At 70.8% G+C, this 13,797-nt stretch carries 11 protein-coding genes; 4 read left to right on the plus strand and 7 right to left on the minus strand.

The window, feature by feature from the left end:
* The 6 genes from ACIWVC_RS26515 to ACIWVC_RS26540 all read right to left on the minus strand — a co-directional run.
* A partial coding sequence (locus ACIWVC_RS26515) for a type I restriction endonuclease (RefSeq protein ID WP_396454723.1) occupies positions 1 to 695 on the minus strand: 695 nt, incomplete at its 3' end.
* A 34-nt stretch (positions 696 to 729) separates the two neighbouring features.
* The gene (locus ACIWVC_RS26520; protein ID WP_396451397.1) at positions 730 to 3,165 is read right to left on the minus strand and encodes an N-6 DNA methylase; all 2,436 of its coding nucleotides are present in this window, start codon (positions 3,163 to 3,165) and stop codon (positions 730 to 732) included.
* The gene (locus tag ACIWVC_RS26525; RefSeq protein ID WP_396451398.1) at positions 3,158 to 3,889 is read right to left on the minus strand and encodes an RloB family protein; all 732 of its coding nucleotides are present in this window, start codon (positions 3,887 to 3,889) and stop codon (positions 3,158 to 3,160) included. Before ACIWVC_RS26525 ends, ACIWVC_RS26520 begins: the two co-directional genes overlap by 8 nt.
* Before the next feature lie 83 nt (positions 3,890 to 3,972).
* Entirely contained in the window at positions 3,973 to 5,214 is a 1,242-nt protein-coding gene (locus ACIWVC_RS26530; protein WP_396451399.1) for an ATP/GTP-binding protein, read from the minus strand.
* Between the two features lie 163 nt (positions 5,215 to 5,377).
* Positions 5,378 to 6,412, minus strand: coding sequence for a phosphotransferase (locus ACIWVC_RS26535; protein ID WP_396454724.1), 1,035 nt, complete (start codon positions 6,410 to 6,412; stop codon positions 5,378 to 5,380).
* The gene (locus ACIWVC_RS26540; protein ID WP_396451401.1) at positions 6,409 to 7,356 is read right to left on the minus strand and encodes a hypothetical protein; all 948 of its coding nucleotides are present in this window, start codon (positions 7,354 to 7,356) and stop codon (positions 6,409 to 6,411) included. Before ACIWVC_RS26540 ends, ACIWVC_RS26535 begins: the two co-directional genes overlap by 4 nt.
* Before the next feature lie 185 nt (positions 7,357 to 7,541).
* Here ACIWVC_RS26540 and ACIWVC_RS26545 point away from each other — a divergent pair, with 185 nt between their 5' ends.
* From ACIWVC_RS26545 to ACIWVC_RS26555, 3 genes are all read left to right on the plus strand, one after another.
* The gene (locus ACIWVC_RS26545; RefSeq protein WP_396451402.1) at positions 7,542 to 8,360 is read left to right on the plus strand and encodes an SAM-dependent methyltransferase; all 819 of its coding nucleotides are present in this window, start codon (positions 7,542 to 7,544) and stop codon (positions 8,358 to 8,360) included.
* Between the two features lie 84 nt (positions 8,361 to 8,444).
* On the plus strand, positions 8,445 to 9,575 hold the full coding sequence (locus ACIWVC_RS26550; protein WP_396451403.1) for an acyl-CoA dehydrogenase family protein: 1,131 nt from the start codon (positions 8,445 to 8,447) through the stop codon (positions 9,573 to 9,575).
* Positions 9,572 to 10,471 carry an acyl-CoA dehydrogenase family protein gene (locus ACIWVC_RS26555; protein WP_396451404.1) on the plus strand — a complete coding sequence of 300 codons (900 nt, stop codon included), beginning with the start codon at positions 9,572 to 9,574 and terminating at the stop codon, positions 10,469 to 10,471. The genes ACIWVC_RS26550 and ACIWVC_RS26555 overlap by 4 nt, the downstream gene beginning before the upstream one ends.
* Here the strand turns inward: ACIWVC_RS26555 and ACIWVC_RS26560 are convergent.
* Positions 10,455 to 12,026 carry a FadD3 family acyl-CoA ligase gene (locus ACIWVC_RS26560; protein WP_396451405.1) on the minus strand — a complete coding sequence of 524 codons (1,572 nt, stop codon included), beginning with the start codon at positions 12,024 to 12,026 and terminating at the stop codon, positions 10,455 to 10,457. The two genes, ACIWVC_RS26555 and ACIWVC_RS26560, sit on opposite strands and share 17 nt — an antisense overlap.
* Before the next feature lie 158 nt (positions 12,027 to 12,184).
* Here ACIWVC_RS26560 and ACIWVC_RS26565 point away from each other — a divergent pair.
* A partial coding sequence (locus ACIWVC_RS26565) for a hypothetical protein (protein ID WP_396454725.1) occupies positions 12,185 to 13,797 on the plus strand: 1,613 nt, incomplete at its 3' end.

The following is a 13,797-nucleotide window of genomic DNA, read 5'->3' on the forward strand; positions in this document are numbered from 1 at the left end:
CTGCGCCATTCGGCGAAATGCTCGGGCAGGGACGTGACGGTCCCCAGTTTGGCGCGCTCGTCGTCGACGGCGACGAGGAGCTGGACGTAGCGGAACAGACCTGGGACCGAGCGGTCCGGCACCAGGCGGCGCTCTCCCGAAAGGACCCGCAGCCGGTCGATGGCGCCGGTGACGCCGTCGGTCCTGTCGGGCCCGGAGCACGCGCCCACGACGAAGGGGATGCCGTTGCACAGGACGACGAAGTCGAGCTCGACCGTCGGCACCCCCGTGTAGCCGGGACGACGAATGGGGACGTGCGTCGCGACGAGCCAGTCGTTGGCGTCGGGGTCGTCCCAGGCGACGAGCCGGACGACGCGCGTGCGCGCGCCCTGCATCCACGGCGGGGCGTCGACCACCACACCGGACAGCAGCAGCTTGAAGAAGTCCTCGTTGCCGCTGCTCAGGCCGTCGCCGATTCTGGTCACGGCGTCCCAGACCTGCGCGAGCCGAGGTTCGTCCAGCCAGGGCTCACCGCCGGGCCCGGTATTGAGGCGGCGCACCGCCGCCAGGAAGCGGTCACGGTCGATGCCGCCGGCGAGCTCGTCCCGGGTGAAGGGGCCGCTCTCGTCAAGAGAGCAGTCAACCGGCGGCGGCCAGCCGAGCCGGTCCGCGAGCAGCTCTGCGAGGCGATCCGTCGACCAGTACCGGCTGTTCACCCTGCCCCCTCGGAGGTTCCCTCCGGTACTGTAGCTACGACAGGGCAGGCTTTTCGGGCATTCTCCGCTTAACACGCCGGGGGTAGCCGAGTCCGGTCAAAAGCTCGGTCAGACGGGCCGCGGCCTCGTCCCGTTCGGTCTCCAGTTGCTCCAGCGACACCTCGTACTTGCTGGCGACGGCCCGGTATCCGTCGAGCAGGCCGCGCAGAGCGTCCGCCAGGCGGGCGCCGAACCGGGCGAACAGGTCTTCGCCCAGGATGCCGAGGACGACGCGCTCCGCCTCCTCATCCGGCATGTCGGTGACCGTGCGCAGGTACTCCTCGGCCAGCCTGCCCGCCACCAGGTCGAACTGCCGGCGAGCTTCCGTCCGCCTCTTGCTTAGACGCCTCCGCTCGGCCTCCCGCGCCTTACGATCCTCATCCTCCTCGGCCTCCGAGAGGCCCTTCACGCGGGCGTCCAGCTCCATGTACTGCTCTTCGAAAATCTTCAGCGCTTCGAGGTGGCCGGCGAACGAGCGGCGGGTGAGCGGATGCTCGAGCACCTCCCGCCACTCCGCCGGCGAACCGCGTGAGCCGCGGCCGCGCAACGTCCGCATCTTCGCCTCCACAGAGGCGGCCCAGCTCCCGGCGACCCGCTTCGGGCCGCCCGCGGCGAGCGCCTGCACCTCTTCCCGGTGGTCGATCCACCACTGCGCGACCAGGCCGGTCAGCACGAACTCGTCCAGGATTCGCTGCGGCTCCAGGGCCCTGCCGAACGTGGCGACGAGCCGTTCTCTCGCAGCCATCGGCCCGCGCCCCGTCAGCTTCAGCAGCACCCCGCCTTCGTCGTCCCACCAGGTGCGGCAACGCCGCCGCAGCTTCTCCACCTCCTGCCCGGCCAGTCGCTCGATCCGCTCCGCGGCCTCGGCGGGCCCGCCCGGCGGACAGTCGAGATAGCCGTCATCCAGCGGGACGAAGAAGTCGCCGGCGTCCAGGCCGAAGGCCGCGAAGGCGGGACGCAGGGAATCGACCTCCGCGGCCGGTATCCCCCCGTACAGGTGTCCGCTCACGTCCTGCGGTTCCGGGGGCGGCGTGTTGTCGACCCACCGGCGGATGTTCAGGTTGGCGTCATCGGCCAGCACGTCCCCGGTGGTCACGATCCGCGAGAAGCCGCCGACCTCCCGCCACTCCCGGCAGACCGTGCCGATCTTCTCGATGTGCTCCTCGCCCAGGTGGTTGCGGGTCCGTCCGGCCCGGTACTCATGGTCGGCGTTGACGACCAGGATCCGGCCGCGCCGCCCCGGGGGTTTCCCGCCCGGGGACCGCAGCAGCATCAGGCAGGCGGGGATCCCCGTCCCGGCGAACAACTGCGGGCCGAGGCCGATGATCGCCTCGATCACGTCGTTCTCCAGCAGTTCCCGCCGGATCGCCTGCTCGCGCCCGGACCGGAAGAGCACCCCGTGCGGCATGACCGTGACCGCGAGCCCCTGCTCGGCGAGGGACGCGACCATGTGCTGCACGAACATCAGGTCGGCGGACTTGGGGCCCGTCCCGTAGCGGAACCGCCCGAGGTCCTTGGCCGCGACCGCCGCGGCGTCATAGGAGACCGAGAACTCGGGGTTGGACAGGACGCGGTCGAACCGCTTGACTCCCTTTCCCGCACGGTGCCTGGGGTCAGAGAGCGTGTCGCCGAGCTGGACGTCGGCGTCCCGGATCCCGTGGAAGAGGAGGTTGAGCCGCGCGCTCACCCACTGGAGCGCCGAGACCTCCTGCCCCGCCAACGCCAGATGCCCCGATCTGCCGGGGTAGTGGTCGGCGACGAACTGCCGCGCCTGGATGAGCAGGCCGCCGGACCCCGCGCACGGGTCGTAGACGGCCTGGCCCGGCGCGGGCTCCGCGAGCCGGACCATCAGCCGGACGATCGACCCCGGCGTGTACATGTCGCCGCTGTTCAACCCGGCCGAGCCGGCGAGCTCGGCCAGCAACGCCTCGTAGGCGTCGCCGATCAGCCCGGGGAACTCCAGGTCGGCGTCCCGGAGCGACACCTCGTCGAACGCCCTGATCAGGCCGGTCAGCGTCTCATCGTTGAGGCGCGCCCCGCCGGGGGTCCTGTTGAAATCGATGTGGGTCAGGATTCCGGCGAGGTCGGCGTTGTACTCCTCCAAGCCGCCCAGCGCGCCGTTCAGCGCCTCGCCCACCATGCGGGTCGAGCCGAGCAGCCGCGGCCAGGACGATTCCGGCGGCACGAAGACTTCCTCGATGTACTCGTCCGGGTCGCCGGCCGCCTCGGCCGCCTCGGCCTCGTCGCCCGTGCGTGCGAGTTCCCGAGCGTGCACGCGGGCGCTGGCCTCGGCGAACACGTCAGAGCTTCGCTTGAGCAGGAGCAGGGCGGAGACGTAGTTCCGGCGTGCCGCGACATCGACCTTCCCGAGCTGGGACGCCGCATCGAGCAGCAGCGCCTTCACCTGGTGAAGGGTCGTCACCTCAGCCACGGCCTCGCCTCCCAGCGGCGCTGTCGCGGTCGTCGACGCCGAGCAGTTCGAGCAACCGGTAGAAGTCGGTCTGGGTGTCGCGCTTCAACGGATCGCAAGTCGGGTCGTGGCCCCGCTCAGCCTTTCTCGTGGCCGCCCGGCACCGTCCACTCGAACAGCGGTCGACGAGTTGGCGGGCCAGCCTCACCGCGTTACCGCGCTTCGTCCACAGAGCGGTGAGCTGCGCTTCGTTGAGGATCTTCGGTTTCGAATCGCTGCCCTTGCCACCGCTGCTCCTTCCGTAGCGCTCGAAGTGCTGGACTGCGTTCAGCCTGCGAACCAGCAGCTTGTTGTCACTCGACACGTTCGCCGGTGGCCCGGAAGCGAAGTGCAGGAGCAGCCACAGATCGAACGAAGGAGTGGAGAAGGCTACCTCGACTCCATTCTTGTGAGCCCTCCGTATGGCCTCGTCAACGTCGTTGTGCTGGTCTCGGTCGAACACCGCCCACACGTACTGTTCTGGTCCGCTGTTCTCCTCTTCTTCCTCTTCGTTCTCCTGTGCGCTTCGAGCGGTCCTGTGCTGGACGTCGATCGCACGGTCGACCGCCTCGGCCGGTTTGAAGCCCTTGCCGGGCTGGGCGTGCGGATCGAAGTGCAGCACGAAACGGCTGTCTTGGCCGGCCTCGTCGTGGATCCGCTCGAGGTAGTTGCGTTCCGTCTTGCCCTCGCACACGACCGTCACCACGAGGCGCCTCTGATCCCGGCCCGGCCCGGGCGGAGAGGATGAGGTACTCCCCTGAGGAATGCCCCTTCTCTTCCTCTTGGGAGTCATGCGCACGCCTCTGCATCGCTTAAGCCGAGGACCTCGGCCGCTTCTCCCTCGGTCAAGCGCGGCACACCCCCGTAGGCACCGGCGAGGTAACGCTTGTCGAGCGCCTCGCTCTTGCGAGGACGTGCATCCGTGAGCGGATAGATCTCGGATTCACCGACGCGGTTCTTGACGACGATCCTGACCTGGTCTCGCTCCAGCGGCGGGAAGGTGTGCAAGTTGCCCAGCAGAGACACGTCCTGGCTCGTGCACACCAGTTGCGCGTTGTTCGGATTGGCCGCAGGGTCACGGAAGATTCGCAGGACCTCAGCGGCCACCAGCGGGTGCAGGCTGGCGTCCAGCTCGTCGACCAGCAGAACAGCACCGGTGTCCAGAGCCTCGAACATCGGCCCCAGGAACGCGAACCATGCACGCGTTCCCTTCGATTCCAGGTGGTAATCGAGCGGAACGCTGCCCTGCCTGCCACGATGGGACAGCCGGACCTTCATGCCGCGCTCGCCCTGTTCGAGGTTGACCCCGTCCACACCGAGGTCGGCCACCTCGAGCAGGCGCTTCAGCCGGTCCTTGACGGCCGGATTCTGGAGCTTCCTGCCGGTGAACCCGCTGCGCGCCCCTTCGTCATCGTCACCGATGAACCACAGATTGCTCTTGAACCAGTCATGGATCGGCCCAAGGTACGGGTGGTTGAACGCGGCGGCCACGGTGAGAAACAGCGCGTTCGGGCGGGTCCTCGGAACGAGAAGCTCCTTGTCTCCCTTCAGCCCCTCCCCGGGGAACTTGAACGGGTCCTTCTTGTCCGCGTCGCGCTCGAACCACACCTGTCTGCGCGATTGCCCGTGCGGGTACGCATGCAGCCATTCCGACTCGACACGCTCGTCAGAGACCTCGAACCCATAGACGTAGCGGTCGCCGTCCAGAACGATGTTGACCTCGTATAGCGAGGTCTCGTCCAGAGCCTCCGGGTCGAGAGCAAACGGCTCGCGGGGGATGGCGTCCAGGGACGACCACTTGTCCACCGACCCCAACACGGCACCCCGCATCCACCGCATCGCGTGCAGGACGTTGGACTTGCCGGAGGCGTTGGCCCCGTAGATCACGACGGCCGGCAGGTACGCCGCATCCGGATCATCGGCAAGATCCGCAGGACGGGCGGAATCGACATTGAAGCGGCTGGCGGCCGTCCAGAGTTCGAACTCGCCACGGAACGATCTGTGGTTCGCTCCGCGAAACCTCAGCAACATGACGAACACCTCAACTCGGGAGCTGAATCCATCCTAGCTCTGTGTGTGAAGCTTTCCTACGTGAATGCCTCTTAAACCGATGCGACCACCTTAGATGACCACTAAGTCAGCGGCATGGCCGGATGCGGCCTGGACCCGCCACGGTCACATGAGCACCAAAGGCTCAGGGGGTCAGGGCTAGGGAGTTCAGGTCCAGGGCGTGGTGGGCGTGGCGGGTCGTCATGGTGCGGAACATCTCGTCGCCGCGTGGGGTGCGTTCTACGAGCATGGAGGCGCCGATCGCCATGACTATGCCGTGGAAGGTGTGGAGGCGGTAGGCCGTCCAGCAGTCGTCCCAGGAGAGGGGGACGCCCCTGGCGGTCAGGGCGGTGTGGTAGCGCTCCACCAGGTCTTTCTCGTGGGCGCGGCGGACCTCGACGGGGAGGCTGGAGCCCAGGAAGTACGACAGGTCGGCGAGGCCGGGGCCGTAGATGACGGTCTGCCAGTCCAGGACGGCGGCGCGCGGGCCGCCGAAGAGGAGGTTGTCGGCGCGGAAGTCGCCGTGGACGAGGGTGAGCGGGCCTTCGCGGGCGGTCAGGTAGGCGGCGATGGAGGGGAGGAAGTCCTCGATGAGCGCGATGACCTCGGGGGCGAGGTCGGCGGCGTAGCGGTCCTTGAAGCCGGTGTAGAGGTCGGTGACCAGCGCGGCGGTGAACGCGGCCGAGTCGGCGTCGTGCCGGTTGAGCCAGGGCAGGGCCGCGAGGCCGGGGGCGTCCCAGCCTGCGGCGTGCAGGGCGGCCATCTCGGCGATCGCGGCGGCGGCGTCCTCGGGGGCGATGCCGGCGAGCTGGTCGCCGGGCCGCGCGGGCGCCAGGTCGGCGAGGAGGACGGCGTACTCGTCGCGTTCGCGGTCGTAGGCGGAGAAGTAGCAGGTGGGGATGCCCGCGTCCAAGTAGTGCGCGATCTCGGAGTAGAAGCTCGCCTCGACCTCGTAGGTGCGGATGGCGCGGGCGGCGGCGCGGCTGGACGGGTCCGCCGCCGGGACCTTGGCGACCATGGTGGGCGGGAGGGACGTCTCGTCGGCGTAGGTGAGGTGCAGGCGCAGGCTGTCGGAGACCCGGCCGGTGCCGACGGGTTCGGTCCGGACGGCGGCGACCCTCGTTCCGAGCGCGTCGGACAGCCAGGACGCGGTCAGGTCGCCGGCGCCTGAGACGGTCATGCGGTCTCCTCGGTGAGGTGGGTCCAGCCGTGGTCCTCCCAGCCGGGCGGCTGGTGCCACTCCGTCCAGCCGTGCCCGGTGCGCCCGTCCTCGGTCTCGAAGCGGCACAGGGCGCGGGGGAAGCGGGCCTCGCGGCCGTCGGGCGAGGTGACGGCGACGGGCGCGAACTCCACCGGGGTCACGGTCATGGGGGCGCCGGGGAAGCGGAGGTCGGAGCGGGCGGGCAGGCCGCCGGCGAAGGTCGTCTCGGCGGAGAAGCCGGCGCGGTGCTCGATGTCGCCGCCCGGCGGGACGGCGAAGCACGGCCAGGCGAGCGGGAAGCCGATGTTGGCCTGCATGCCGTGGACGAACGTGCCGTCGTCCAGGCGGCCGGACGTCCAGAGCCAGGAGACCTTCCACCAGTCGCGTTCGCCCCAGCTGTGGTCGCGTTCCCCGTGCGCGTCGATGCCGATCTTCTCGCCGCCGACGCTGACCAGGCCGGTGACGGTGCAGGGGATCTCGTAGCGCGGGATGTCCTTGTAGGGGTAGACGCCTCCGGCGGTGTCCCAGCGCAGGTCGAAGGAGAGGCCCGTGGTCTCGGCGGGGTCGGACAGCGCGGAGGCGGTGCCGGTCAGCACGACCCGGGCCGGGCCGAAGGGGTCGGTGATCTGCTGGGTCGCCGTGTAGGTCCCGGTTTGGACGTCGGTCGTGCCCGGTTCGGGCAGCGGCGCGTCGTTGTCGGCGATGAGGAGCGTCGGGCGGCCGGGGCGCACCAGCGCGGCCCAGTACCAGGCGCGGTCCCAGTTGGGGTAGAGGCCGAGGCGGACGTAGCCGGCGACGGAGCCGTCGGGGGCGGCGAAGTCGAAGTAGTACGACTCGTTCCACAGCGGTTCGGGGCCGGGTTCGTGAAGGCCTTCGTCGGCGGGCTCCAGCTTCCAGGTGCCGTGCTCGATGATCCTCGCCATGGGCCCTCCCGGGACTCCGAACGCGATTCTAGAGCGCGATCTTAACCATCGGCCCGCCCTCTCCGACACCCGCCGTCTTCGACACCCGCCTTCCCCGACACCCGCCGTCTCGGACAGAGGAAAGAGCGAGGGCGCAAAACGTAGGATCGCCACACATCACGAAATCTCGGTGTTGGAGGAATCCCATGGCCGACCACCCGGAGATCGACTCGTCCGTCCCGCACTCGGCGCGCATCTGGAACTACTGGCTGGACGGCAAGGACAACTACCCCATCGACCAGGAGGTCGGCGACGAGTTCGTGCGGATCTTCCCCCAGCAGAAGGACATCGCCCGGCACTCGCGGGCGTTCCTCGGCCGCGCCGTCCGGTACCTGGCGGGCGAGGCCGGTATCCGGCAGTTCCTCGACATCGGCACCGGGCTCCCGACGGTCGACAACACCCACGAGGTCGCGCAGCGGGTCGCGCCCGACGCGCGGATCGTGTACGCCGACAACGATCCGCTCGTCCTCACCCATGCCCGCGCGCTGCTCACGTCCACCCCGGAGGGCGCCACGGCCTACCTCGACGCCGACATCCGCGAGCCGGAGGCGATCCTGGAGAAGGCCGCCGAGACCCTCGACTTCGACCGGCCGGTGGCGCTGCTGCTGCTCGGCATCCTCGGCCACCTCACCGACGAGGAGGACCCGGAGGGCGTCCTCGCCCGGCTGGTGGCTCCGCTCGCGCCCGGCAGCCACGTGGTGGTCAACGACGGGACGAACGTCTTCGGGTCGCCCGGCGGGGACGGCGCCGACGACACCGCCCGCGCCCGCGCGATCGCCCGCTACGTCGAGGCCGGCGGGGTCGCCTACAACCTCCGCTCCCCCGAGCGGATCACCGGGTTCTTCACCGGCATGGAGCTGCTGGAGCCCGGCGTGGTGCCGGTGTCGCGCTGGCGCCCCGAGCCGTCCCCGTTCGGCGAGCCGCCCGAGGTGGACGCCTTCTGCGGCGTGGGGCGGATCCCCTAGCGCCCGATCTCACTGGGCGGGAGACGGCGTCGGTCACGGGAAAGGAGAGTTACCCTACCAAACAGTTGTTAGAAAGAGGTTCCCATGGATCTTGAGTTCGGGGCGGCGGACGAGGCGTTCCGCGCCGAGGTGCGGGAGTGGCTCCGCGCGCACGTCCCGGCGGAGCCGCTGCCCTCGCTGGAGACCGAGGAGGGGTTCGCGGCCCACCGGGAGTGGGAGCGGACGCTCGGCGCGGCGCGCCTCGGCGCGGTGTCGTGGCCGGAGGAGTACGGCGGCCGCGGCGTCCCGGTGCTGCAGTGGCTGATCTTCGAGGAGGAGTACTACGCGGCGGGCGCGCCCGGCCGGGTGAGCCAGAACGGCATCAACCTGCTGGCCCCGACGCTGCTGGAGCACGGGACGCCGGAGCAGCTCGCGCGGATCCTGCCGCCGATGGCGGCGGGCGAGGTGATCTGGGCGCAGGCGTGGTCGGAGCCGGGCGCGGGCAGCGACCTCGCGGCACTGCGCTCCACCGCGACGCGGACGGACGGCGGCTGGCTGCTGGACGGGCAGAAGACGTGGAGCTCGCGGGCCGCGTTCGCCGACAGGGGCTTCGGGCTGTTCCGCTCCGATCCGGGATCCGAGCGGCACAGGGGCCTGACCTATCTGATGTTCCCGCTGGACGCCGAGGGCGTGACCGTGCGTCCGATCGGGCGGCTGGACGGCAAGCCCGCGTTCGCCGAGCTGTTCCTCGACGGGGTGTTCGTCCCGGACGAGGACGTCATCGGCGCGCCGGGCGACGGGTGGCGGGTCGCGATGTCCACGGCGGGGAACGAGCGGGGGCTGACGCTGCGCAGCCCGGGGCGGTTCACGGCGGCGGCCGAGCGGCTCGTCGAGCTGTGGAGGGAGCGCGCCGACCCGTCCGACACGGCGCTGCGGGACCGGGTCGCCGACGCGTGGATCAAGTCGCGCGCCTACCGGCTCAAGGGCTTCGAGACGATCTCGCGTGACGACGACATCGGCGCCGAGTCGAGCCTGAACAAGGTGTTCTGGTCGGAGCTGGACGTCGCGCTGCACGAGACCGCGCTCGACCTGCTCGGCCCGGACGGGGAGCTGGCGTCGGAGTGGCTGGAGAACTACGTGTTCTCGCTGGCCGGCCCGATCTACGCGGGCACCAACGAGATCCAGCGCAACGTGATCGCCGAGCGGCTGCTCGGCCTGCCGAGGGGGTCGCGGTGAGGTTCGTCCTGGACGCCGAGCAGCGGATGTTCGGCGAGACGCTGCGCAGGCTGCTGGCCGACGCGGGCACCGCGAAGATCGCGCGGGCGTGGGCGGCCGGGGACGCGGGGCCGGGGCGCGCGCTGTGGGCGGCGGTCGCGGACGCCGGGGTGTTCGCGGTCGCGGTGCCGGGGGAGTTCGGCGGCGCCGGGCCGCTGCCGGTCGAGCTGGCCGTCGCGGCGGAGGAGCTGGGCCGGGCGGCGGCGCCCGGCCCGTACGTGGAGACGCTCGCGGCCGCCGAGCTGCTCGGCGAGTCGCCGTGGCTGCCGCGGATCGCGGAGGGCGAGGCGATCGTGTCGCTGGCCGTCCCGCACGCGCTGGACGCCGACGTCGCCGACCTCGTGCTGACCGCCGACAAGGTGGAGCGGAAGGCCGGCGAGGCGCTCGCGTCGCTGGACCCGGCGCGGCGGCTGTTCCGGGTGGAGGGCGGCGGCGGGTTCACCGACTTCGGCGCACTGCTGTGCGCGGCGCAGCAGATCGGGCTCGCGCGGGCGCTGCTGGACGTGTCCGTGGACTACGCCAGGACGCGGCGGCAGTTCGGGCGCCCGATCGGCGAGTACCAGGCGATCAAGCACCGGCTGGCGGGCGCGATGGTCGAGCTGGAGTTCGCGCGGCCGCTCGTGTACGGGGCGGCGCTGTCGTACGGGACGCCCGGCTTCGCCCGGGACGTGTCGGCCGCGAAGGTCGCCGCGTCGGAGGCGTCCTACGGGACGGCCAGGACCGCCCTGCAGGTGCACGGCGCGATCGGCTACACCGACGAGTACGACCCGTCGCTGTGGATCCGCAAGGCCCGCGCGCTGTACTCGGCCTGGGGCACGGTGGCCGAGCACCGGGCCCGCGTCATCGCCGCTCTGTGAACTCCTTGAGCTCCACGCGGCGGACCTTGCCGGACGCGGTCTTCGGGAGGTCGTCCACGAAGACGACCTCCCGGGGGACCTTGAAGTTCGCGAGCCGCTCCCGGCAGTGCGCGATCAGCTCGTCCGAGGTCGCCCGCCGGCCGGGGCGCAGCCGCACGTAGGCGCGCGCGACCTCGCCCAACCGCTCGTCGGGGACGCCGGTGACGCCTGACTCGGCGACGGCGTCGTGCCGGGCGAGGACGTCCTCGACCTCGGCCGGGTACACGTTGAACCCGCCGACGACGAACATCTCCTTGGTCCGCCCGGTGATGGTGAGGTTGCCGCGCTCGTCGAGCCGCCCCCGGTCGCCGGTGTCGAGCCAGCCGTCGCGGATCGCCTCGGCCGTCGCCGCGGGGTCGTCCAGGTAGCCCTTCATCACGTTGTAGCCGCGGACGAGGACCGAGCCGTCCGTGCCGGGCGGGACCCGCTCGCCCTTCTCGTCGACGATCGCGATCTCCACGTCCTCGATGGCCTTGCCGCAGGTGGTGGCGATGGTCTCGGCATCGTCGTCCACCGAGCACGCCGACACGGTGCCGGACGACTCGGTCAGCCCGTACGCGGTCACGACCTGCGGGAACAGTTCCGCGCGGATGCGCCGGACCAGCGCGACCGGCACGTCCGCCGCGCCGGTCACCGCGAGCCGCAGCGACGACAGGTCGCGCTCGCCGCGGCCGGGGGCGTCCAGCAGCGAGGTGTAGATCGTCGGGGGGCCGGGCAGGACGGTGATCCTCTCCTGCTCGATCAGCCGCAGCGTCTCCGGGACGTCGAACGTGCGCTGGAGCACCATCGTGGCGCCCTTCAGCACGCACGCCAGGACGCCCGCCTTGTAGCCGAACGAGTGGAACATCGGATTGACGATGAGGTACCGGTCGCCGGCCTTGACGCCGGTGCGCCCCGTCCACGCGGCGTAGGTGCGGACGTTCTGCTCGTGCGTGACGATGGCGCCCTTGGGCTTGCCGGTCGTCCCGGACGTGAACAGGATGTCGGCGGTGTCGCCGGGCCGGACGGCCGCGGCGCGCGCGTCGGCCTCCTCGGCGGGCGCGGCCTTGGCGAGGAACTCGTCCCAGCCGAGGACGCCGGGGCGCGCGGACGCGCCGAACGTGACGACCGTTTCGAGGGCGGGCAGGCCGGGGGCGCCGCCGGATTCGCCGATCCCGAGCATGCCGGAGTAGTCGATGCCGAGGAAGCCGTCCTCCACGAAGAGGACCTTCACCGCGGCCTTGGAGAGCGGCCAGCGGGCCTCGTCGCCCTTGAAGCGGGTGTTGAGCGGGACGAGCGTCGCGCCGGCGCCCATCGCGCCGAGCACGGTGACGATCCACCGCAGCCCGTTGGGCGCCCAGATCGAGACGCGGTCGCCGGGCTCGACGCCGGCGCCGATGAACGCGGCCGTCGCCTCCCGGACCCGTTCGCGGAGCTCCGCGTAGGTGACGCGGACGTCGCCGTCCACGACCGCCTCCGCGTCCGGAGACTCCTCCGCCGCCCGCGCCAGCAATCCCGGGATCGTCAGCTCGCTCATAGCCCTCCATGATGAGCGCGGCGCGGCCGGCCGGGGCAGGGCGTCCCGCTCACCGGTACCCGCCCATCTCCCTCAATGTGAGGCTTGTTCACTTTCGTCCGGATCGGTGTTTCACTCGATGGAGTAGTCGTGGACCCCACCCCCGGTCGAGGTGCCGCATGCCCTTCCGACGCCCCCTCCACGTCCCCCGCCACGTCCCCCTTCGCGTCCCCCGCCCCGTCCCTCGCCCCGTCCCCCTCCACGTCCCCCTCGTCCTCGCCCTCATCGCCGCCCTGCTGCTCGCCGTCCGCCCCGTCCCGCCCGCGCACGCCGGCAGCGGCGCGGTGCGCGGCTACCTCGACGCCCACAGCCACCTGATGTCGTACGAGGCGTTCGGCGGGCAGGTGCTCTGCGGCAAGCCGTTCGACCAGCGCGGCATCCAGGAGGCGCTGCGCGACTGCCCCGACCACGCCGCGAACGGGGTGTTCGCCTGGTTCGAGAACTTCATGCGGCACGGCACCCCCTTCGGGACGCACGACCCCACCGGCTGGCCGACGTTCAAGGACTGGCCCGCCTACGACTCCCGCACCCACCAGCAGGTCTACTACACGTGGCTGGAGCGCTCCTGGCGCGCCGGGCAGCGCGTCCTCGTCAACCACCTGGTCGCGAACCGGCAGCTGTGCGAGCTGTACCCGCTCAAGCGCAACGCGTGCGACGAGATGGCGGTCATCCGGCTCGAAGCGCAGCGCATGCGCGAGATGGAGGCGTACATCGACGCGCAGAACGGCGGCCCCGGGAAGGGCTGGTTCCGCATCGTGCGCGACTCCGCCGAGGCCCGCCGGGTCATCCAGGACGGCAAACTCGCCGTCGTCCTCGGCATCGAGACGTCGGAGCCGTTCGGCTGCCGCGTCGTCAACGGCGTCCCGCGATGCACGCGCGCGGACATCGACAAGGGCCTGGACGAGGTGAAGAAGCTCGGCGTCTCCTCGATGTTCGTGTGCCACAAGTTCGACAACGCGCTCTGCGGCGTCCGCTACGACTCCGGGACGACCGGCGCCCTCGTCAACGCGGGGAACTTCCTCGCCACCGGGCGCTTCTGGCAGGCCGAGACGTGCACCGGCCCCATCCACGACAACACGCTCGCGTCCGCCGCCACCGTGGACGACGAGGTCGCGGACATCCTGCGGCGGCTCGGGAAGGCGGGCATCACGCTGCCGGTCTATCCGAAGGCGCCGCACTGCAACATCCTGGGCCTGACCGCCCTCGGCCGCCACATGATCCAGGGGATGATGGACCGGCACATGATCGTCGAGATCGACCACATGAGCGCCAAGGCCGCCGGCGAGACACTCGACATCCTGGAGAACGCGCACTACTCGGGCGTCATCTCGTCCCACAGCTGGACGGACGAGCACTACATGGGACGCATCTACGCGCTCGGCGGGATGGCCGCCGGCTACGGCAACGCCGCCGACCGGTTCGTCGCGGAATGGAACCGCAAGAAGCAGTCACGCGACCCGCGCTACACGTTCGGCTACGGCTACGGCCTGGACGCGAACGGCATGGGCGCGCTGCCCCCGCCCCGCACCGGCAATTCCGCGAACCCGCTGAGTTACCCGTTCACGTCCCCGATCAACGGCGTCGTGCTCGACCGGGAACGCACCGGGCAGCGCACCTGGGACCTGAACACCGAAGGCGTCGCGAACTACGGGCTCGTCCCGGACTGGATCGCCGACATGCGCAACATCAGCGGACCGGAGATCACCGAGGACCTGGCCCGCGGCGCCGAGGC

Source organism: Actinomadura sp., from assembly GCF_044508335.1.
Lineage (GTDB): Bacteria > Actinomycetota > Actinomycetes > Streptosporangiales > Streptosporangiaceae > Spirillospora.

Coding starts and splice junctions, on each gene's coding strand:
- ACIWVC_RS26540 (WP_396451401.1), bottom strand. CDS start 7,356: ATGGCGAGGATCATCGAGCACGGCACCTGGAAGCTGGAGCCCGCCGAC.
- ACIWVC_RS26530 (WP_396451399.1), bottom strand. CDS start 5,214: ATGTTGCTGAGGTTTCGCGGAGCGAACCACAGATCGTTCCGTGGCGAG.
- ACIWVC_RS26560 (WP_396451405.1), bottom strand. CDS start 12,026: ATGAGCGAGCTGACGATCCCGGGATTGCTGGCGCGGGCGGCGGAGGAG.
- ACIWVC_RS26550 (WP_396451403.1), top strand. CDS start 8,445: ATGGATCTTGAGTTCGGGGCGGCGGACGAGGCGTTCCGCGCCGAGGTG.
- ACIWVC_RS26545 (WP_396451402.1), top strand. CDS start 7,542: ATGGCCGACCACCCGGAGATCGACTCGTCCGTCCCGCACTCGGCGCGC.
- ACIWVC_RS26535 (WP_396454724.1), bottom strand. CDS start 6,412: ATGACCGTCTCAGGCGCCGGCGACCTGACCGCGTCCTGGCTGTCCGAC.